Annotated in this window: 21 protein-coding genes; 8 read left to right on the top strand and 13 right to left on the bottom strand. The window is 67.5% G+C overall.

The genetic code is table 11. From position 1 onward, the window contains the following. Nucleotides 1-19: 19 nt before the first annotated feature. The 7 genes from OHS03_RS23870 to OHS03_RS23840 form a co-directional block, all read right to left on the bottom strand. Nucleotides 20-295, bottom strand: a complete 276-nt coding sequence (locus OHS03_RS23870) for a hypothetical protein (protein WP_056813742.1) — start codon at nucleotides 293-295, stop codon at nucleotides 20-22. An 86-nt stretch (nucleotides 296-381) separates the two neighbouring features. Continuing rightward, nucleotides 382-1113 (bottom strand): GntR family transcriptional regulator, encoded by a 732-nt coding sequence (locus OHS03_RS23865; RefSeq protein ID WP_328657179.1) that lies wholly within the window; start codon nucleotides 1111-1113, stop codon nucleotides 382-384. A 108-nt stretch (nucleotides 1114-1221) separates the two neighbouring features. After that, complete coding sequence (locus OHS03_RS23860; RefSeq protein WP_328657178.1) at nucleotides 1222-2529, bottom strand: serine hydrolase domain-containing protein; 1308 nt, start codon at nucleotides 2527-2529, stop codon at nucleotides 1222-1224. A gap of 88 nt (nucleotides 2530-2617) precedes the next feature. After that, a complete protein-coding gene (locus OHS03_RS23855; RefSeq protein WP_328657175.1) occupies nucleotides 2618-3157 on the bottom strand; it encodes an Rv2240c family protein in 540 nt (179 codons plus the stop codon). Nucleotides 3158-3313: 156 nt separating this feature from the next. Further along, entirely contained in the window at nucleotides 3314-3910 is a 597-nt protein-coding gene (locus OHS03_RS23850) for a DUF305 domain-containing protein (RefSeq protein ID WP_328657173.1), read from the bottom strand. Between the two features lie 65 nt (nucleotides 3911-3975). Further along, nucleotides 3976-4503, bottom strand: a complete 528-nt coding sequence (locus OHS03_RS23845) for a hypothetical protein (protein WP_328657171.1) — start codon at nucleotides 4501-4503, stop codon at nucleotides 3976-3978. A 24-nt stretch (nucleotides 4504-4527) separates the two neighbouring features. Further along, on the bottom strand, nucleotides 4528-5109 hold the full coding sequence (locus tag OHS03_RS23840) for an AMIN-like domain-containing (lipo)protein (protein WP_328657169.1): 582 nt from the start codon (nucleotides 5107-5109) through the stop codon (nucleotides 4528-4530). A 401-nt stretch (nucleotides 5110-5510) separates the two neighbouring features. Between OHS03_RS23840 and OHS03_RS23835 the strand changes: the two genes are divergently transcribed. After that, a complete protein-coding gene (locus OHS03_RS23835; protein ID WP_328657168.1) occupies nucleotides 5511-6659 on the top strand; it encodes a class I SAM-dependent methyltransferase in 1149 nt (382 codons plus the stop codon). Between the two features lie 150 nt (nucleotides 6660-6809). Then, entirely contained in the window at nucleotides 6810-7667 is an 858-nt protein-coding gene (locus OHS03_RS23830; RefSeq protein WP_328657166.1) for a Bax inhibitor-1/YccA family protein, read from the top strand. 62 nt (nucleotides 7668-7729) lie between these two features. Here OHS03_RS23830 and OHS03_RS23825 read toward each other — a convergent pair whose 3' ends face one another. Both OHS03_RS23825 and OHS03_RS23820 read right to left on the bottom strand, forming a co-directional pair. Further along, nucleotides 7730-8950 carry an acetyl-CoA C-acetyltransferase gene (locus OHS03_RS23825; RefSeq protein ID WP_328657164.1) on the bottom strand — a complete coding sequence of 407 codons (1221 nt, stop codon included), beginning with the start codon at nucleotides 8948-8950 and terminating at the stop codon, nucleotides 7730-7732. Nucleotides 8951-9011: 61 nt separating this feature from the next. Then, a complete protein-coding gene (locus tag OHS03_RS23820) occupies nucleotides 9012-9881 on the bottom strand; it encodes an SGNH/GDSL hydrolase family protein (RefSeq protein WP_328657162.1) in 870 nt (289 codons plus the stop codon). A gap of 87 nt (nucleotides 9882-9968) precedes the next feature. Here OHS03_RS23820 and OHS03_RS23815 point away from each other — a divergent pair, with 87 nt between their 5' ends. Continuing rightward, nucleotides 9969-11351 (top strand): cystathionine beta-synthase, encoded by a 1383-nt coding sequence (locus OHS03_RS23815; protein ID WP_328657160.1) that lies wholly within the window; start codon nucleotides 9969-9971, stop codon nucleotides 11349-11351. Here OHS03_RS23815 and OHS03_RS23810 read toward each other — a convergent pair. Beyond that, nucleotides 11319-12290: a LysR family transcriptional regulator gene (locus OHS03_RS23810; RefSeq protein WP_328657157.1), complete on the bottom strand. Its 972-nt coding sequence runs from the start codon at nucleotides 12288-12290 to the stop codon at nucleotides 11319-11321. The genes OHS03_RS23815 and OHS03_RS23810 overlap by 33 nt on opposite strands. Before the next feature lie 156 nt (nucleotides 12291-12446). Here OHS03_RS23810 and OHS03_RS23805 point away from each other — a divergent pair, with 156 nt between their 5' ends. After that, complete coding sequence (locus OHS03_RS23805; protein WP_328664382.1) at nucleotides 12447-13694, top strand: Glu/Leu/Phe/Val dehydrogenase dimerization domain-containing protein; 1248 nt, start codon at nucleotides 12447-12449, stop codon at nucleotides 13692-13694. A gap of 48 nt (nucleotides 13695-13742) precedes the next feature. On the opposite strand, the gene erm is transcribed toward OHS03_RS23805, so the two are convergent. After that, nucleotides 13743-14567, bottom strand: coding sequence for an ErmE/ErmH/ErmO/ErmR family 23S rRNA (adenine(2058)-N(6))-methyltransferase (gene erm / locus OHS03_RS23800; RefSeq protein WP_328657156.1), 825 nt, complete (start codon nucleotides 14565-14567; stop codon nucleotides 13743-13745). Between the two features lie 397 nt (nucleotides 14568-14964). On the opposite strand from erm, the gene OHS03_RS23795 reads away from it, so the two are divergent. Then, complete coding sequence (locus OHS03_RS23795; RefSeq protein WP_328657154.1) at nucleotides 14965-15807, top strand: mechanosensitive ion channel family protein; 843 nt, start codon at nucleotides 14965-14967, stop codon at nucleotides 15805-15807. A 65-nt stretch (nucleotides 15808-15872) separates the two neighbouring features. Here OHS03_RS23795 and OHS03_RS23790 read toward each other — a convergent pair whose 3' ends face one another. Continuing rightward, nucleotides 15873-16217 carry a DUF6401 family natural product biosynthesis protein gene (locus tag OHS03_RS23790; protein ID WP_328657152.1) on the bottom strand — a complete coding sequence of 115 codons (345 nt, stop codon included), beginning with the start codon at nucleotides 16215-16217 and terminating at the stop codon, nucleotides 15873-15875. Nucleotides 16218-16375: 158 nt separating this feature from the next. Here OHS03_RS23790 and OHS03_RS23785 point away from each other — a divergent pair, with 158 nt between their 5' ends. After that, nucleotides 16376-17677 carry an NtaA/DmoA family FMN-dependent monooxygenase gene (locus OHS03_RS23785; protein WP_328657150.1) on the top strand — a complete coding sequence of 434 codons (1302 nt, stop codon included), beginning with the start codon at nucleotides 16376-16378 and terminating at the stop codon, nucleotides 17675-17677. A 157-nt stretch (nucleotides 17678-17834) separates the two neighbouring features. Then, complete coding sequence (locus OHS03_RS23780; RefSeq protein ID WP_328657148.1) at nucleotides 17835-18116, top strand: hypothetical protein; 282 nt, start codon at nucleotides 17835-17837, stop codon at nucleotides 18114-18116. 1 nt (nucleotide 18117) lies between these two features. On the opposite strand, the gene OHS03_RS23775 is transcribed toward OHS03_RS23780, so the two are convergent. After that, the gene (locus OHS03_RS23775) at nucleotides 18118-19299 is read right to left on the bottom strand and encodes an acyl-CoA dehydrogenase family protein (RefSeq protein WP_063054373.1); all 1182 of its coding nucleotides are present in this window, start codon (nucleotides 19297-19299) and stop codon (nucleotides 18118-18120) included. A gap of 100 nt (nucleotides 19300-19399) precedes the next feature. Here OHS03_RS23775 and OHS03_RS23770 point away from each other — a divergent pair, with 100 nt between their 5' ends. Then, nucleotides 19400-20542, top strand: a complete 1143-nt coding sequence (locus tag OHS03_RS23770; protein WP_328657146.1) for a cystathionine gamma-synthase — start codon at nucleotides 19400-19402, stop codon at nucleotides 20540-20542. Nucleotides 20543-20559: the final 17 nt, after the last annotated feature.

Here is a 20559-nt window from a genome sequence, read left to right as displayed (position 1 = left end):
GCCACGGCAGTCGGGTGAATCAGCGGGCGAAGATCGGCAGCGCGGCCGAGCCCGTCGAGACCGGGCGCGGGGCGCTCGAGCCGAGGTCGGCGTCGAACGAGCCGGTGCCGCTGCCGACGTCGACCGAGCCCATCGAACTACCGGTGGGCGGGCCGAGCTCGACCGAACCGGAGGGGAGCAGGTCCCAATCGGCGCTGCCGACCGCGTTGGCGGTGCCGCCGGCGCCGAGCAGGGTTCCCGCGGCGAGCACGGCCAGTAGGCCCGCTCTGGCGGCGGTGGATTGACGGATGGACATGGGTGATACCTCCGAGCGCTTCGCTGTGATAGCAACCCAGACGGTAACTGAAATACGGTGATTTCACACCGGATCGGCGTGGTCGGCTACGACTGCGGCCGCTGACCCACTTCCATCTGCACGCGATAGCGGTCGGCGCGGTACCAGCTCTGGGTGTGCTCGATCGGCACCTCCGCGCTGAACGACACCCGGTCGAAATGCAGTACGGGAGCGCCCTTCTTGACGCCGAGCAGGGCCGCGACACCGGCCTCCGCGGCTTGGGCGTCGACCGTCTGCACCGCTCGTTCGATCGGCCTGCCGTAGCGATCGGCCGTGGTCCGGTAGATCGACGAGGTGAGGTCGTGTGAGATCAGACCGGGGACCAGTTCGGGGTTGAACCAGGCGTCGTCGACGCTGACCGGATCTTCGTCGGCCAGGCGCAACCGCCGCACGTGGTAGGCGAGCGCGCCCTGGGGCAGGCGCAGCCCGCGGGCGGTGGCCTCGGGCGCGACTGCTTCCTCGGCGACGAGCACCAGGGTGGTCGGATGGTGGCCGAGCGCGCGCATCTCCTCGGTGAAAGAGGCCAGGTGCAGCCGCGATTGCACGGGCCGATGCGCGACGAAGGTGCCCTTGCCGCGAACCCTGACCAGATACCCTTCGTTGACCAGCTGACCGACCGCCTCGCGCACGGTGATCCGGCTGACGCCGTAGTCCTGCATCAGATTGCGCTCGCTGGTGAGCAGATCACCCGGTTGTAGCTCGCGCGTGCACTTCTGGAGCAGAATCGCGCGCAGCTGTTCGTGTTTGGGCACTGCGCTGTCGCGCAGCGGTGCGGGCATCGCCAGTGGCTCCTTTTTCCTGGTAGGCCGACCGGTCCCTACTGGTCCTATCCGGTTGATTCGAGAATACGCGACCGGCGCCCGGGAACCCAGAGATCTATGCCCGGCTCAGCGGATGCCCGGCGTGCGTGGGTCGGTGCCGACGCATCCCAGGATGACGCATCCCGGTGGCGAATCCGCGAACGGGGCCTTCGGAGTCTCGCCGAGGCAGTCGAGGAAGTTGCAGCCGGGGTAGGCGTACGGGCCGACGCCGAGGGTGCCGAAGAAGGCATCGGGCCGCGCGATCATCGGGTCGGTCACGCTCACATCGGGACGCTCCCGAAACGGACCGGGATCGGGAACCTGCTGGTCGCGGAACGCGGAGACGAGCGTGCGCAGCACGTCGTGGGTGTAGGTGGTCGAACTGCCGACCGTCGCGACGCCGGTCCAATTCAGCACTATGCCGAGGCTGGGCACGATGAAGCTGTCGTTGCGCAGCATGCCCGACATCTTCACCGCGTCGTCGGGCAGTCCGGGGAACTCGAGGCGGCACGGTGCGCCGTTGATCACGAACAGGAAGCCGTAGCAGGGCATGCTCGGCGACGGTGATACCGCCGCACGCATGTAGTCCTCGGAGATCACCTGCTGGGAATTCCAGCGGCCCCGATTGCCCACGAGCAGACCGAGTTTCGCGAAGTCGTCCGGCGGCAGGATCAAATGCGCGTGGCCGTAGGTGTTTCCGGCGCGGTCGCGGGCCCAGTAGTAGTCGCTGCGGGCAATACCCAACGGGTCGAACAACTTCCGCTGGGCGAAGGACTGGAAGTCCTCGCCCACCGACTGCTGGATCACATAGACCAGCAGGTCGACAGCGCGCTGGCTGTAGCGGAACATCGTGCCCTGCGGGCGTTCGATCGGCATCGCGAGTGCTTGGGCGACGACATTGGGATCGAGTTGGGCCAGTCCCGTCGCGCCCTCGGCGGCGACGGCGACTTCCATGCCGGAGGACTCGGTGAGCAGATTGCGCACGGTGATCTCACGGTGCCCGGCATCGCCGAGCCCAGGGGGCAGATACCGGCCGATCGGCTCGTCGATCCGTAGCAGTCCCTCGTCGGCGGCCGCACCGGCGACGAGCGCCACGACGCTCTTGGTCCCGCTCCACAGATTCCACGCCACCCCACCGGATTCGGCGTTGCGCGGGCCGGTCGCGATCAGGCAGTTGTTGCGGAACAGCTGGATATTGAAGCGGGTGACGTCGGTCGCTCGCGCCATGGCGGTGGCCAGTACGGCGGGGTCGAGCGCGGCCTCGGCCGGTGTCGCGGACTGTGGAGTGCGGCCGGTGGTGACCTCACACTGCTTCGCGGTGACCGGGTCGGCGGTCGCCGGGCTGGGGAGCCATGCCCCCGAAACCAGGGTCAGCGCGGTAATCGATGCTGCCACAACGTGTTTCAAATAGCCCTGCACGTACCCCTCCAGATGGTGTGTCGGGAGGGGAATCGTGAACGATCACGTTCTTGTTACGAGGCGATCAGCTGCCGTACGGCGTGCACACCCCGATCGCGATGTCCTTGGACGTGTTGAAAGTGTCGATCACACCGTTGAGTTCGTCGGTGGGCGCCCTGCGTTCGAGGGTGTCGGCGAGGGTGTTGGTCTTCTGGATGTAGTCGCGCAGCGGCACGGACAGATCGGCGATCACGTCCCCGGTGATCTTGCGGTCGAGGTCTTTGGCGCTGTTGCGCAGGGTGGTGACCGCGTCGGTGGCCTTGGCATCGGTATCGGGCGCCTGATCGTTGGAGGCCGCGATATAGGCGTTGAACGAGGTGACCGAGGTCTTGTTGGCCGAGCGCAGGCCGTCGCACGCCGTGTCGTTGGCCGCCTCGATCTTCGCCGCCTTCGATGACGAGGCCGCCGCAGACGACGCCGCCACCTCGGAGGTGTACGAGGCGAGCTCGCTCTGGTTGACCTCGGCGGTGCCCGGCACCTGCTTGGAACAGGCGCCGATGAAGATCACTCCGGTCGCGGTGGCCGCGAGCGCGGTTCCGAGCCCCAGCCGTTCCAGTACTCGCATTTCTCTCTCCTGCCTCGAGACTGCAGGCACCGGTTGGGCCGGAGCCGAACATATCGACCGTACTGGCTACTTCCGGGTGACGTCAGGTCGCGGTGGCGATTTCGATGACGAACTTCAGATGCGGCGCCGGAGTGTCGTCTCCGGCGCCGCCCCCGCTCAATTCTGCGCGAGCATGCCGCGCATGGTGGCGATCTCGGCCTCTTGATCGGCGATGATCTTCGTCGCGAGCTGCCGCGACGGCGGATTCACGCCGACGTTCAGCTCGGTCTGGGCCATCCCGACCGCGCCCTCGTGGTGGGCGATCATCATCTCCAGCCACTGCCGGTCGAAATCGGCGCCGTTCGCCGCTTGCAGACTGCCCATCTGCGCGTCGGTCATCATGCCGGGCATGTCGTGCCCGCCGTGCCCTTCGGTCGCGCTCGGGGCGGGTTCGCCGAAGCCGACGAGCAGGTCGGTGATCTGCTGCATCTCCGGCGCCTGCGCCTTCTCCACCAGGGCGGCCAGCGCGATGAGTTGCTGGTTCTGGGTGCGACTCGGCACCATCTTCGCCATCTCGACGGCCTGCGCGTGATGCGGGTACATCATCTGCAGAAAGCTGACGTCGGCATCGTTGAAGTCGGTACTCGCGGCAGCGCTGGTGGTGGTGGTGGAGTGCTCGGTGGGGTGGGTGGCGGTGCTGTCGTCGCTACAACCGGCCGCGAGCAAGACGGCGGCGGCCGCGGCGACGAGGATATGGGTACGGCTGATGGGCATGGTGATCCTCCTGGGGATTCGGGTGAGGTGTCGAAACTGGCGAGGCACGAGAAGTGCCACGCCTGTCAGATCCGCAGAATCGCCAGTTGGGAAAGGGTGAGGACGGTCCATGGTGGTGGGCGCGTCCGTCGGCCTCGCCAGGACATCGACGGGTGCCGGGTGGCCTCGGAGGTATCGCCGAGGCGGTAGAGCAGGACCAGGGTCAGCGCGATGGCGAGCGCGGCCAGAACGAAAACACAGGCGTGGACGGCAGCGTGCTCGTCGCAGCCTGCCGCGCCGCAGCCCGTGTGCGGGTCGGACGGAGCGGCGACGGGCAGCGTCGGCGATGCTTCGGGCAGAGCGGCGGCGTGCTCGGTCGCGAGGATCGTGGCGTGCTCGTCGGTCGGAGCCCCGGATCGGTGGTCGGGCGGTGCCATGGTGAGGACTGGAGCCGGGCCGTGCGCACTGTCGCTCGCGTGGGCGGTGCCGAAGACCGCGGAGTGCATGGCGACGATTCCGGCCAGCAGCATCAGCACAGCGAGCGCCCTGGCAAGGCCGGGTGCGCGCGCGGGCGGATGCTGGTCCATCACGGCGGCCAGTCTAGCGATCGTCATCGCGATACCCGGTAGGGGTAAGGGTTACCGGGTGGCGATGTCGACGACCAGGCGCGGGGGATCGGCCAGTGCGGTCACGGTGAACGGCGGCTGATCGGCGTCGAGGCCGATGAACGACTGCGTGACGCCCTCGTAGACCAGCTTCTTGTAGACCCCGGTGATGGCCGGTGTGCTCGGATCGGTCACCGGGTCCGGCCCGGCGAACGGGGGGACGACCGAGTCGAACGGATACGCGGAGCCGAGGATCCGTACCTCGAGAATCGCGCGGCCCGCCACGTCGACGGTCTTGCCGCTGCCGTCCTGCACCGCTTGATCGGTGTAGGACACCTGCCACCCGGGAGCCCCGGTGCCGCCGAGGGCGAAGACCACGCGGTCGAAGCCGGGCTGCCGGCCGAGCCGGATATCGGTGACGGTGAGCGCCGCATCGGTGGAGGCCGCGCCGGACTTCGGGCTCGCGTCGGCGGGCGCCTCGCCGGTGGCCTCCGCGAACCTGCTTGCGGTGCTCGTCGTTGTCGGTGGAGCCGCGGCCGGTGCGTCGTCGGTGCCGCAGCCGGACACCGAAACCGCGGCCGCGGCGATCAGCACGAACACGAGGGCGTTGCGCATGTGCCTGATGCTACGCAGGGACGGCGGCGTCGTGGGCGAAGGAGCACGGGGTGTTTCGGCTACGGAAAGTTTGCTGATGGCCACGGAATAGGAGCTGTTCCGGTTGGCGCCCGCAGGTCGCAGCCCGGATTTTCGCTGAACGCGTACCAGTTCGGTAGTTAGCGCCACCTGCGGTGATCGGCTGCGGCGCGAAATCGGTCGACGATCGCGTCCGAAGCACTGGGGAATAATGGAATTCGGCGGATCCGCGAATTCGGAGCGATCTGCAAGGGCGTCGCAAATCGATGGAACCCGTTACTGCTCAGTGAAATACATCCGACGAAGACCCGTCGCGAGTCGCCGCTACAGCAGATAGCGGGCCCGGATGTGACGGTGGGGCAACGATCTAGCACACTTGCCGGGTGGACAGTGTTGACGACGTATTCGACCGACTACGCCGGTATCCGGATGTGGAGGCGCCGAACCTCTATGCCGTCGATGCCGCCGACCGACTGATCCTCGACACGGCAGCCGACGCCCTCGCGGCCGCGGGTAGCGGTGATGTTGCGGTGATCGGCGACGCCTACGGAGCGCTCACGCTCGGCCTCGCCGCGCAGCACGGACTCACCGGTATTCGCGTCCACCAGGACCTGATCACCGGCGAATCGGCGCTGGCGGCCAACGCCAAGACCCTCGGGCTCACCGATCGCTACACCACCCACTCCCTCGACGCCGACCTGCTCGCCGGCGCGCGCGTGATCCTGATGCGGTTGCCGCGGATGCTGTCGGGCGTCGCCGAGATCGCCGAGGCCATCGCCCGCTACGCCGCCGACGATGTGGTGGTGTTCGCGGGTGGTCGTGACAAATACCTCACTCCCGCGATGAACGACGTACTCGCCGAATCATTCGCGCGGGTCCGTGCGGGCAGGGGCAGGCAGAAGTCGCGGGTGCTCGTGGTCGGCGAGCCGCTGCCGATGGGCGAATCCCGGTTCCCTGTCCGCGAGCACGTCATCGAGATCGACGGCGATGTCGTCGCGTTCGGCTCGGCGTTCTCCGGCTCGCGCCTCGACATCGGTACCCGCTTCCTGCTCGAACACATGGACCGGATGAAGCCCGACGCGCGCGATGCCGTCGACCTCGGTTGTGGCACCGGCATTCTCGCGGTCGCGCTGGCCAAATCGCGGCCGCACATCCGGGTGGTCGGCACCGACCAGTCCGCCGCCGCCGTCGCCTCGGCCAGGGCTACCGCCGTTGCCAACGGCGTCGCCGACCGGGTGACGGTGGTGCGCGACGACGCCATGTCCTCGGCCGCCGACAACAGCGCCGACCTTGTGCTGTGCAATCCGCCGTTCCACGTGGGGGCAGCAGTGCACACCGGTTCGGCGATCAAGATGTTCGTCGAGACCGGGCGGGTGCTGCGGCCGGGCGGTGAGTTGTGGATGGTCTACAACTCGCACTTGAACTATCGCGGCGTGGTGGAGCGGATGGTGGGTCGCACCGATGTGATCGGCCGGAACCAGAAGTTCACGGTCACGCGGTCCGTTCGTGGTCTGCGCGACGTACAACGATAGGACGACCCGAAAGCTGTAGAGTCCGATTTGTCCGAACGGGCCTGCGGTGTGGTCATCGACCTGATCGCTGGGAACTTTGTCCGATCGTGACACGTTGAACAGGCCAGTTGGAGCTTCTGCAGCGACTCGTAACTCCAGGAAAGGCGCACGGTGCGTACCTCATCGAATCCGGTGTTCAAGAACCTTCCCCGCCAGGAAGGTGTCGGCGGTTACGCGAACTTCGGTTCGGGCGTAGCCGGCGCGGGCCAGCTCGGTAACCAGCAATACGGCGAATACGGGCAGCAGTACGGCCAGCAATTCCAGCAGGCCCCTGCCACCCGCGCGATGACCATCGACGACGTGGTCACCAAGACCGGCATCACCCTCGCGGTGCTGACCGTCGCGGCGATCATCTCCTTCGCGCTGTCGAGCGCGAACCCGTCGCTGGCCCCACTGTTCGTCATCGGCGGCGCGATCGTCGGCCTGGTGCTCGTCCTGATCGCGACCTTCGGTCGCAAGATGGACAACCCGGCCATCGTGCTGTCCTACGCGGCCTTCGAGGGCCTGTTCCTCGGCGCGCTGTCTCTGATGTTCACCGACGTCACCTTCGGCGGGGTGGGCGGTAGCGCCCTGATCGGCCAGGCGGTGCTCGGCACGTTCGGCGTGTTCTTCGGCATGCTCGTCGTCTACAAGACCGGCGCGATCCGCGTTACCCCGCGCTTCACCCGCATGCTCATCGGCGCGATGGTCGGCGTGCTGGTGCTGATGGTCGGCAACCTGATCGCGAGCTTCTTCACCGACGGCGGCTTCGGCCTGCGCGACGGCGGCGCGCTGGCGATCGTGTTCAGCCTGGTCTGCATCGCGATCGCCGCGTTCAGCTTCCTGCTGGACTTCGACGCCGCCGACCAGCTGATCCGCGCACAGGCCCCCGAAAAGGCCGCGTGGGGCGTGGCCCTCGGCCTCACCATCACCCTGGTCTGGCTCTACGTCGAGATCCTTCGCCTGCTGAGCTACTTCCAGCGCGACTGATCCGAGCACGAAAAAGCGGCCCACCTCATCGAGGTGGGCCGCTTTTTTCGGTCTATCTCAGCTCAGCTGAGGCGCTCGAGGACCAGCGCCATGCCCTGGCCGCCGCCGACGCACATGGTCTCCACGCCGAACTGCTTGTCGTAGGTCTGCAGGTTGTTCAGCAGGGTGGTGGTGATGCGGGCACCGGTCATGCCGAACGGGTGGCCGAGCGCGATCGCGCCGCCGGAGACGTTGAGCTTGTCCTCGTCGATCTTCAGCTCACGCGCCGAGCCGAGCACCTGCACGGCGAAGGCCTCGTTGATCTCGAACAGGTCGATGTCGGAGACCGACTTGCCCGCGATCGCCAGCGCGCGCTTGACGGCCTCGACCGGGCCGAGGCCCATGATCTCGGGCGACAGGCCGGACACGCCGGTGGAGACGATGCGGGCCAGCGGGGTCAGGCCGAGTTCCTTGGCCTTGGTGTCGCTCATGATGACCAGCGCCGCGGCGCCGTCGTTGAGCGCGCAGCAGTTACCGGCGGTGATGGTGCCGTCGGGACGGAACACCGGCTTGAGCTGGCTGACCGCCTCATAGGTGACGCCGGCGCGCGGGCCGTCGTCCTTGCTCACGATCGTGCCGTCGGGCAGGGTCACCGGGGTGATCTCGCGCTCGAAGAACCCGGCCTTGATGGCCTCTTCGGCACGGTTCTGCGAGCGCACGCCCCAGCGGTCCTGGTCTTCGCGCGGGATGCCGGTCAGCGACGCCACGTTCTCGGCGGTCTGGCCCATCGCGATGTAGGCGTCGGGGAGCAGGCCGTCCTGACGCGGGTCGTGCCAGATACCGGCACCACCTTCGGCGGCCTTGGCGGTGCGGGCGACGGCCTCGTCGAAAATGGGGTTCCTGGTGTCGGGCGAGCTGTCGGCCGAGCCACGGGCGTAGCGCGAGACGGTCTCCACGCCCGCGGAGATGAACACATCACCCTCGCCTGCCTTGATCGCGTGGAAGGCCATCCGGGTGGTCTGCACCGACGACGCACAGTAGCGCTGCACGGTGGTGCCGGGGACGACATCGAGGCCGAGCTCGATGGCGATCATGCGGCCCATACCGAAGCCACCCTCGCCGGCGGGGGAGCCGGTGCCCAGGATGATGTCGTCGATCTGCGTCGGATCCAGCGAAGGCACCTTGGCCAGCGCGGCACGAACCATCTGCGTGGTCAGGTCGTCCGGGCGCATTCCCGCCAATGACCCCTTGACGGCACGGCCGATCGGGGAACGGGCGGTGCTGACGATGACGGCCTCGGGCATGAGGACTCCTTTTCGCATTGTTCGACGTGAACGGCTGTTTACATGCCGGTCATTCTCGAATCTACGTCTCCAGCTGCCCCACGGGAAGAGCAGGGCGGTCGCGCACCTGCGCGATCAGCACGGGAAGCAGCTGCGCAGCGGCCAGTTCGTAGCCCGCCGCGGACGGGTGGAATCCGTCGGTGGCGAACAGGGTTTCGGGTGCGGCCCGGAACTCGGACGCGACAAGCGGTGAACCCATCGGCACCGCGATACCGCCCGCGATCGTGGTCGCCACCGTCTGCGCCTTGGCCAGCCGCACACTCCAGTTCGCGACGATCGTGCGCAGGGGTTGCTGGATCGCGGTGACGGTGCCGAGGTTCGGGCAGGTGCCGACCACCACCAGCGCGTCGGCCTGACGCAGCCGCGACACCGCAGCCGCGAGCCTGCCCGCCGAGGCCCGGATGGAGTGCTTCTTGGTGATGTCGTTGGCGCCGACCAGGATCACCGCCGCGTCCGGCGGTGGGCCCGCGACGAACATCGCGTCGACCTGTCCGGCCAGGCCCTTCGAGGTGGCGCCGGAGATCGCTTTGGTACTCAACCGGATTCGCAGGCCGGTGGCCTCGGCCAGACCGCGGGCCAACCGCACTCCCGGCACATCGGCGGCACCGAGACAACCGAGCCCCGCCGCGGTGGAGTCGCCGAAGATCATCAGATGCAGGTCGACCGGCGTGTTCTTGCGCCACGGCTCGGGACGGGTGGCGCCCGGCGCGTACACGCCGTCGGCCTCGGGCGGTTTGGAGGTGTCGCGGCCGATCACCGCGCGCGCCGCACCCGCCTGCGTCATCAGCAAACGATAGGTCGCCCAGGAGACCGTCCCTGCGCTCGATCCGGCGAGCACCGTCGTCGCTCCGGTCACGACAGCGGTCCGCCAGCTGATTCGAGGTGCGCTCACATCCGAAAATTCTACGACGCGGGTTCGCCAGTACCCGACGAGTTACCCATGTACTCGCGAAATCAGAGGTTCTGCAACGATGGAGGAATGCGCATCGCGGATCATGTGGTCGACCTCATCGGTAACACCCCCCTTGTTCGGCTGAACTCGGTGGTCGGCCCCAACGCGGGTCTGGTGGCCGCGAAGGTCGAATACCTGAACCCGGGCGGCAGCTCCAAGGACCGGATCGCGGTCAAGATGATCGACGCCGCCGAGCAGGACGGACTGCTGAAGCCGGGTGGCACGATCGTCGAGCCGACCTCCGGTAACACCGGTGTCGGCCTGGCCTTGGTCGCCCAGCAGCGCGGATACAAGTGCGTGTTCGTCTGCCCGGACAAGGTCAGCGAGGACAAGCGCAACGTGTTGCGTGCCTACGGCGCCGAGGTCGTGGTCTGCCCGACCGCCGTGCCGCCGGAGCACCCCGACAGCTATTACAACGTCTCCGATCGCCTGGTCCGGGAGATCGAGGGCGCCTGGAAGCCCAACCAGTACTCGAACCCGGGCGGTCCCGACAGCCACTACGAGACCACCGGTCCCGAGATCTGGGCCGACACCGAGGGCAAGGTCACCCACTTCGTCGCGGGCGTCGGCACCGGCGGCACCATCTCCGGCACCGGCCGGTACCTCAAGGAAGTCTCCGGCGGCAAGGTCGAGATCATCGGCGCCGATCCGGAGGGCTCGGTGTACTCCGGCGGCACCGGTCGCCCGTATCTGGTCGAGGGTGTCGGCGAGGACTTCTGGCCCTCGGCGTACGACGCGTCGATCCCCGACGAGATCATCGCCGTCTCCGACGCGGATTCCTTCGAGATGACCCGGCGCCTGGCCCGCGAGGAAGGCCTGCTGGTCGGCGGTTCCTGCGGTATGGCCGTGGTCGCCGCGATCGAGGTCGCCCGCCGCGATCCCGACGCCGTGGTGGTCGTGCTGTTGCCCGACGGTGGCCGCGGCTACCTGTCGAAGATCTTCAACGACAAGTGGATGAGCTCCTACGGCTTCCTCCAGACTCCGCTGGAAGCGGGCCCCGAACCGCTGGTCGGCGACGTGCTGCGCGGCAAGTCCGGCGCCCTGCCCGACCTGGTGCACACCCACCCGTCGGAAACCCTGCGCGACGCCATCGAGATCCTGCGCGAATACGGCGTGTCACAGATGCCCGTCGTCGGCGCCGAGCCGCCGGTCATGGCGGGCGAGGTCGCGGGCAGCGTCACCGAACGCGACCTGCTCTCCGCCGTCTTCGAGGGCCGCGCCAACCTCACCGACTCGGTGGCCCAGCACATGAGCCCGTCGTTCCCGCTGATCGGCTCCGGCGAACCCCTCTCCACCGCCACCAAGGCCCTGTCGGACTCCGACGCTCTGATGGTCGTCGAAGACGGCAAGCCCGTCGGCGTGATCACCCGCCACGACCTACTCGGTTTCCTGAGCACCGGCAGTATCTGAGGCTCGACGTACCGTGGGCGCGGTGCGGATCTCGGCGGCGAGTCCCTTCTTGGCCGCGGCGGTCCGGATCGCGTCCACCACCAGGAGCAGCGCGGCTCGGCCCGCCGAGTTGGTGCGGTAGGCCAGCGACACCGTCCGGGTGAGGGCGTCGCCGAGCGCGACGATGTCCACCCCGGGTGGACGCAACGCCAAACCCAGATCCGATACCAGCGTGACGCCGAGTCCGGCCGCGACCATCGACATCGCGGTCGCCTGCTCCTCCAACTCGTGGTCGATGCGCGGCCGTAGTCCGGCGGACTGGAACGCCAGCCGCGCCGCGTGCCCGAAGTGCGACCGGGCGGGCGCGATGATCCACGGATGTTCGGACAGCTCGGCCAGCGTCACGCTGGCCGCGGGCACCGCGCCGGCGGGGACGGCCGCGTGGATCCGTTCGACACCGATGACCGCTCGCTCCAGGCCACGGTCCCAGGTCATCGGATAGTTCGAGTAGTCCAGAACGAAGGACAGATCGAGCGTGCCGTCACGGACGGCCGCGGCCGTCGACTCCGGCGCGAGCTCGGTGGTGCGCACCAGAATGCCCGGATGCGAGGCGGCCAGGGTGGTGAGCGCGTCGGGGAGCAGGCCGGAGGCCACCGACGCCCACACCCCGGCGGTGATCTTCGCGGTCACCGATCCGCCCGCTTCCTCCAGCGCCTGGGTCGCGCGCTCGACCGCGGCCAGGATCTCCTCGGCGTGCTCGGCGAGCACGATCCCGAGGTCGGTGAGCTGCACGCGGCGCCCACGTCGTTCGAACAGCCGGGTGCCCGCGTCGCGTTCGAGCTGTGCGAGCTGTTGGGAAACCGCCGACGCGGTGTAGTGCAGAGCAGCCGCCGCGGCCGTGATCGTGCCGCGTTGGTGTAGCTCGTGCAACATTCGCAGCCGGGCCAGAGACAGGTCCATAGCACCGAGGGTAGGCACTGTGCAGGAACCGTGAACGGTGCCGTGAACGATCCGTAAATAGACGCGCCGGCGGGGGTGACGCACGCTTGGTGCTACCGGGACGACGAGGTCCGCCACAGGCGATCACGACGAATGAGGAGGTGGGGCGCCATGACGATGCTGAACCCGAATGGGGGAACGCCGCAGGTGACTTCACAGACTGTTGCGGCCACATCCACGGACCCGGCCGTTGCTCCCGCGGTCCGCCGCAGCCAGCCGTACATGCGTCTGCAGTGGACGGATTCGCTCACCGACGCGGTCGGCTACCTCGTCGTCCACACCCTGCGCGGCGGCTTGGCCACCGGCGGCACCCGGATGCGGGCCGGTTGCACCCTGGGTGAGGTCGAGGATCTGGCGCGCGGCATGGCCAACAAGACCGCCACGTTCGACCTGCCGATCGGCGGCGCCAAGGGCGGGATCGACTTCGATCCCAAGGACCCGCGCGCCGTGGAGGTGCTGCGGCGATTCTGCGAGGCGATGCGCCCGTGGCTCGACGCGCACTGGGTGACCGCGGAGGACCTGGGGGTTCCGCAGCACCTGATCGACGAAGTCTTCGAAAAGCTCGACCTGGACCAGAGCTTCCACGCGGCAATCCGGCGCGCCGCCGACCCCGTGGCGACGCTGGCTCGGGTCCGCAACGGGCTCAATGCCGCGGTAGACGGCGGCTTCCTGCTCGGTGACGTCATCGGTGGTTACGGCGTCGCGCACGCCTGTCTCGCCACGGCGGTGCAGTGGGGGCAGGCACCCGCTCAGACGACGGTCGCGATCCAAGGCATCGGCACCATGGGCGGTGCGGCGGCCTACTACCTGCACGAGGCCGGGATGACGATCACCGCGATAGCGGATGCCGCGGGCACGCTGTCGTGTGCCGATGGGCTCGACATTCCGGCGCTGCTGGATCTGCGCGACGGCTACGGCGAGATCGACCGGTCCCGCCTGCCAGAGGGTATCGAGCAGCTGCCACGCAACGCCATCGTCGCCGCCGATGTCGATATCCTTGTGCCCGCGGCGATCTCGTACGCGATCACGCCGGACAACTCCTACGACATCCGGGCCCACGTCATCGTCGAAGCCGCGAACGCCGCCACCACACCGGAGGCCGAGGCCATGCTCGCCGCCCGCGGCATCCCGGTACTGCCCGACTTCGTCGCCAACGCGGGTGCGGTGGCCTGGGCGTGGTGGTTGCTGCTCGGCGAAGTGGACGACACCCCGGACACCTCCTTCGACCGACTGCGAACCACCATGCACGACAAGGTGGCACAGCTGCTGACCGCGTGGACCGACGAAGGCGTCACTCCTCGCGAGATCGGCCACCGCTGGGCCGACGACCCGTCACCGCTCACCGGGCCGGTCGTCATTCCCTGAGGCCGACGTCGGTGCTGCCTTCGGGCGGAAGGCAGCACCGATCGTCCGTCAGCAGGTGAGCATCGAATGCAACTCCACCCACTGATCCGGGTGGACATAGGCGACCACGGTGTCGTGGGCGATGCCCGCGGCCGCCATGGCCTCGTCCACGCCGTGGTAGCGGGTGTGCAGGGAAGCCCGGACCGTGCCGCCTGATCCCGAGAAGGCGGTGCGTACCAACTCGGTGTAGGAATCACGGTGGGGGACAAGGGGTTGCGTTCGTCGAACGATCCGCAGGATCGCGGAGTCGACCGACGGGATCGGGCGGAAGCTGTCGCGGGGTATCTGCCCGCGAAGTTCCCAGCTGAACCACGGCCAGGTCGTCGCGGTCAGTAGGCTCCAGCGGCCGTAGTCGCCGGTGCGTTTGCGGGCGTATTCGCGTTGGGTGAGCAACGTCGCCGAGGTCAGAGCGGGTGCGGTCAGGCACCAGTCGACGATGTCGGCGGTCACGGAGAACGGGATGTTGCCCACCACGGCGAACGGCTCGCGGGGAGCCTTCGCCGTGGTGAAATCACCACGGACGACGCGGATTCCGTCCTCGGAACGCGTGCGCGCCGAGAGCTTGGCCGCGAGTAGTGGGTCGATCTCGTAGGCGGTGACCCGCGCTCCGCGACGAGCCAAGGCGCGCGTGAGAATGCCCTCGCCCGCACCGGGTTCGAGAACTGTCCCCGCCGGGTCGGCCGCCGTCACGATCGAGTCGACGGCGCCACGATCCACCAGGAAGTTCTGTGACAGTGTTCTTCTCGCCTGGTCACGGGCGGTCCGACCGCCACTCTTGCCGGTGACCTTGCGCTGTGTGTGTGAATAGTTTCGGTGTGAATAGTCCTGCGCCACGGCAGTTGCCCCTTCGGGTCTTCGAGTTGATGGAAGCTCGAAGGGCCCTTGGCGCGCCGGTGGACGCCGATGCAGTTATCCGCGTCCGCTAGCGGGCCAGAGCCCGGTTGTGGCGGATGCGAATGAAGAAGTGACACGACATGCGACCGACTCTAGGAATCGGCGCGACGGTGAGCAACCGAATTTTCGGTCGGGAGGGTGTGGACACCACCAGTAGCGGACCCGAGTGCGTGGCGAGCGCGATCCCTCGGGCCGATCGACCGGAAAGTATGGCACTGACCGGCCGTCGGCAAATTCATCGCTACTTTCACGATTCGACGAAGATTACCTGGGTAAGTACCTCGGACAGGTGCTTCGGCAATTCAGCCGCACTGATCGGAAAGCGAAAGGACAGGCCGTGGACAACTCCGTCATTGCGATAGATTTCCAGCAGGGCTTGACCGATGCGTGGAGTTCGGTCGCGCAGTTCGTCCCCAAAGCGGTGGCATTCATCGCCATTCTTCTCGTCGGCTGGATCATCGCGAAGGTAGTCGCCAAGATCGTGAACGCGGTGCTGGAGCGCGTCGGATTCGATAAGCTCGTCGAACGCGGCGAACTGCGAAATATGATGTCCCGCAGTAAATATGACGCTTCCGACATTATCGCCAAGATCGCCTACTACGCGATTCTGTTGATCGCGCTGCAGATCGGTTTCGCGGTATTCGGGCCGAACCCGGTCAGTGCCCTGCTCACCAGCATCGTGGCCTGGCTGCCCAGGGCCGTGATCGCGATCGTGATCGTGGTGATCGCCGCGGCCATCGCCCACGCGGTGAGCGACCTGATCTCCAACGTGCTCGGCGGGCTGTCCTACGGGAAGATGCTCGGCCGGATCGCGGCCGTGTTCATCTGGGGTATCGGCATCATCGCCGCGCTGAACCAGATCGGCGTGGCGACCTCGGTGACCACGCCGATCCTGATCGCCGTGCTCGCCACCATCGGCGGCATCCTGGTGGTCGGTGTCGGCGGTGGCCTGGTCAGGCCCATGGAGCAGCGCTGGAGCAATTGGCTGGGCAACCTGGAATCGGAGATGCCCGCGATGAAGGGGCACGCCCAGGCATACCAGCGTGGACGCGAGGACGCGGCGCGTCAGGGCGAGCAGGTGGCGCCGAGCACGGCCGAGCAGGCTCGGCAGGCGAGGGTGACGCCCGGCACCAGCTACCCGGAAGGCGAACCGGGCTGGGGTGGCGAAACGGCTCGATAGCCGATCGGCACCGGCGCACCGTCACCTTCGGGTGGCGGTGCGCCGCTGTCTGTCCTGGGTCGGTGTCAGTCGGCGGCGTACGCGCACACCGCGGCCAGCCGTAACTGCAGCCAGTCGGCGTCGTGCCAGTCGGCAGGCGCGCCGGCCAAGAATCCGTCGGCTCGCTCGGCGAAATGGTCGAGGAGCCCGCGGACATAACCGGCGAGCAGAATGGTCATCGGCACGCGAGCGGAATCATCGACACCGAGTACGAGGATGTCGCGCACCGCGGCGGCGTGCTGATCCAACTGGGCGGACAGGGCGGGCACCACCGCGGCGACGGCTGCCGCGGGGGCTCCGAACTCGGTGTTCAACTGTTGTAATTGTCGTTGCGCCGAGAGTTCGAGCAACGCGGGACCGGGCACAAACATTGCAATATGGTAGCAATCTATCCAGTCCCGGTAAAGATTGGATCTCTTCAAGATCAATAGGGTGACATGGCGAATATTCCGCAACCTCGTCGCGTTCGATCGAATTCGGGTGAGCGCAACCATGGTCGCTCCGCCTGCGCCCTGCTGGACTGTCGTCCATGGGCAGTGAACGTCGGAAATTGAAGACCGTCACCGGGGTCAGCGGATCGCGCGATGTGTACGCCGCGGCCCTCGACTCGACCCGCTCGACGCTCGACGAAGCGGTGCGGATCGCGCGGATCGCGCAGGAGAACAAGTTCGGCGCGATCTTCGCCGCGGACCTGCTCAGCTTCGGCGCACAGGGGGCGATCGGCGCGCAGGAACCACTGATCCAGCTCGCGGCCCTCGGCGCGGTGACCACCGATCTCGGCCTGATCGCTACTGTCTCCACGACCTTCCATCACCCCTACAATCTGGCCCGGCTCTTCGGCACGCTCGATCACATCAGCAACGGCCGCGCGGCCTGGAACGTGGTGACCTCCTCGCTGGGTGAGGAGAACTACGGCGATGGTGACCTGCCGAGCCCCGAGCAGCGCTACGCGCGTGCCACGGAGTCCCTCGAGGTGGTCAACGCGCTGTTCGACAGCTGGCAGCCCGGTGCGCTTCGGCCGGATGGCAAAGGCGGTGCGGCACTGGACGAATCGCTCGTACGGCCGATCGACTATGCCGGACAGCATTTCTCGGTGCGTGGTCCGCTGAACATCCCGCCGTTGCCGCAGGGCAGGCCGGTGCAGTTCCAGGCCGGTCAGTCCGCCGGTGGGGTGGAACTCGGCGCGCGATTCGCGGAGGTGGTCTTCACCTCGCTGGCGACGCTCGAGGACGCGGTCACCTATACGAAGAAGATTCGCACCCGCGCCGCTGAACTGGGCAGGCCGGACGGGCTTCCGCTCATCTTCAGTTCCTTCCACGCCACCTACGGTGCGACGGAGGAGGAAGCTCGCAGGTTGGTCCGCGAGGCCGCCGAAGCCACCGATTTCGAGGCGGGTCGTCGTCAACTGGCCGACATGCTGGGTGGCGCCATCGACCTGTCCGACCTGCCGTTGGACAAGCCCATCCCGGAAAGTCTGCTGCCGCAGTTGGATTCGGTCCACCGCCGACGCGGAAGGGTCGAGATCTTCGGCAAGCTGGCGGCCTCCGGCGCGACCCTGCGCGAACTCGTCATCGCCGCCAAGGACACCGGGCACTGGGCCGCAGCGGGCACGCCGGAACAGTTGGCCGACGCGATCGAGGAGCGTTATCGGGCGAATGTGCTCGACGTGATCTCCCTCGGCGGGCTCACCGACGAACGCACCCACGATTTCGTCGTCAACGGCTTGCTGCCCGAGCTGCGTCGTAGAGGTCTGCTCGATACCGACTATCTGGGCGGCACCTACCGCGAGAACCTGGAACTGCCTGCGCCGACCGGAGCGACGAGGGCGTAGCCGACGAGATCTGATCGATACTGCGGAGTTGCGCGAACCGGGCGTCCGATGGACTCTGAATGGGTATAACCGTTCCGAGGCAACTTTCGGCAAACGAGCTCGGCGAGCGAAGGGATCCGCAGTGCAGGTCACCGACCCGGCCGTTCATCTGTTCGGCATGAGCACGGTAATCGCTGCTAGCGCAGGGTATTCGGCTCAGACGCGAATCGCAGGCGCCTGGCGTCGCTCGCCTTACGCACCGCTGTTCGGTCGGCTGGCCGCCGCGATCTTCTGGGGTTGCGGCAGTGTGGCCGGTCTGACGCTGCTCGGCATCCCCACAGCGATCACCGTGCCCATCGCGCTGACCGTGTTGACGGTCGTGATCGTGATGCTCGCCGCGGCCTTCGCCGGCGGCATGATCAGGCCCGCGCCGAGGCCGGGCCTGACCGCCGGTCCCTGACCTACCGGAACGCGTTGGCGTCGGTGAGCGCCTTGCCGATGACCAGTTGGTGCACCTCGGCGGTGCCCTCGTAGGTCAGCACCGACTCCAGGTTGTTGGCGTGCCGCAACACGGGGTAGTCGAGGGTGATTCCGTTGGCGCCCATGATGGTCCGGCATTCGCGAGCGATCTTGATGGCTTCGCGGGTGCTGTTCAGTTTGCCCACGCTGATCTGCTCGCCGGTGATCTCGTGACGATCCTTCAACCGGCCCAGGTGCAGCGCGAGCAACTGTCCCTTGCCGAGCTCGAGCGCCATATCGGCCAGTTTGGCCTGGGTGAGCTGGTAGCCGGCCAGCGGCTTGTCGAACACGTCACGGGTGCGGGCGTAGTCGATCGCCGCGCTCAGGCAGTCGCGCGCGGCGCCGAGCGCGCCGAAGATGATGCCGAACCGCGCCTCGCTCAAGCAGGCCAGCGGCGAACTGAGCCCGAGCGATTCGGGCAGTACCGCATCGGCGGGCAAGCGGACGTCGTCGAAATCCAGTGCGGCGGTGATCGATGCGCGCAGCGACAACTTGCGGTGGATCTCGCGAGTGGTGAAACCCGGTGTGCCCGCGGGCACCAGGAAGCCGCGCACTCGCGGCTTGTCCGTGCCCGGCTCGTCCGCGTAGGCCCAGACGATCGCGATATCGGCCACCGACCCGTTGGTGATCCACATCTTGGACCCGTTCAGAATCCAGTCGTCACCGTCGCGGCGCGCCCGGGTGCGCATCCCGCCGGGGTTGGACCCGAAGTCGGGTTCGGTGAGTCCGAAGCACCCGATCACCTCACCGGCCGCCATCGCGGGTAGGTACTGCTGCTTCTGCTCCTCCGACCCGAAGAAGTGAATGGCCGCCATCGCCAGCGAGCCCTGCACCGACACCATGCTGCGCACGCCGGAGTCGATGGCTTCGAGCTCCTGGCAGGCGAGCCCGTAGGCCGTGGCCGACGCGCCTGCGCAGCCGTAGCCCTCGAGGTGCATGCCGAGCAGTCCGAGCTTGCCCAGCTCCGGCGCGATCTCGCGGGCAGGGAAGGTTCCCTCCTCGAACCAGTCCGCGAGGTGTGGCCGCAGCCTGCGTTCCCCGAATCGCGCCACCGTGTCGCGGATTTCGCGCTCCTCCGGCGACAGCAACGGATCAATGGCGAACAACTCTTCGACGGTGACCATGGCGTGAGCTTAACCGCAGTACCGATACCGAATCCGGCACATCGACCATGTCGAGAACCCCTGCGAAAGCGACCCGAACCGGCCAACTAGTCTGAGGTATATGAGTGAGCTGGGATTCTCCACCAGGGCCGTGCACGCCGGATACGAACCCGATCCTCAGACCGGTGCGGTGAATGTGCCCATCTACGCGAGCTCGACCTTCGCCCAGGACGGCGTCGGCGGCATGCGTGGCGGCTACGAGTACGCGCGCACCGGCAACCCCACCCGCACGGCCTTGGAAGCCAACCTCGCCGCCCTCGAGTCGGGCAGTTACGGGCGCGCCTTCGCCTCGGGTATGGCGGCCACCGACTGTGCGCTGCGCGCCATGCTGCGCCCCGGCGACCACATCGTCATCCCCGACGATGCCTACGGCGGCACCTTCCGGCTCATCGACAAGGTCTTCAGCCAGTGGGGCATCGAGCACTCACCCGCCCACATCGCCGACCTCGACGCGGTGCGCGCGGCCATTCGCCCCAATACCAAGCTGGTGTGGATCGAGACCCCGACCAACCCGCTGCTGAGCATCGGTGACATCCCCGCGCTGGCCGATATCGCCCACGAGGCCGACGCGAAGCTGGTCGTGGACAACACGTTCGCCACGCCGTACCTGCAGCAGCCGCTGCTGCTCGGCGCCGACGTCGTCCTGCACTCCACCACCAAGTACATCGGCGGACACTCCGATGTCGTCGGCGGCGCGCTGATCACCAACAGCGCCGAGCTCGACAAGGACTTCGCGTTCCTGCAGAACGGCGCGGGCGCGGTGCCCGGCCCGTTCGACGCCTTCCTCACGCTGCGCGGCATCAAGACGCTGGCCGTGCGGATGGAGAAGCACTGCGACAACGCCGAGGTCATCGCGGAGTTCCTGACCAATCACCCGGCCATCTCGCAGGTCATCTACCCCGGTCTGCCCACGCACCCCGGCTACGAGATCGCGCAGAAGCAGATGCGTCGCAGCGGCGGCATGATCTCGGTGCGACTGGCCGGCGGCCGGGAAGCGGCGCTGAAGTTCTGCTCGCGGACCGAGATCTTCACCCTGGCCGAATCGCTGGGCGGGATCGAATCGCTGATCGAGCACCCGGGCGCGATGACCCACGCCAGCACCGAGGGCTCGGCCCTCGAAGTCCCCGCCGACCTGGTTCGCCTCTCGGTAGGCATCGAGGACATCAGCGATCTCCTCGCTGACGTCGAGCAGGCCCTGAGCTGAGCCGGACCCCCACACAT

This window comes from Nocardia salmonicida (assembly GCF_036142455.1).
In the GTDB taxonomy this organism is placed as follows: domain Bacteria; phylum Actinomycetota; class Actinomycetes; order Mycobacteriales; family Mycobacteriaceae; genus Nocardia; species Nocardia salmonicida.
The sequence above is the reverse complement of the archived record's forward strand: the minus strand, read 5'-3'. Positions and strand labels throughout refer to the sequence as shown.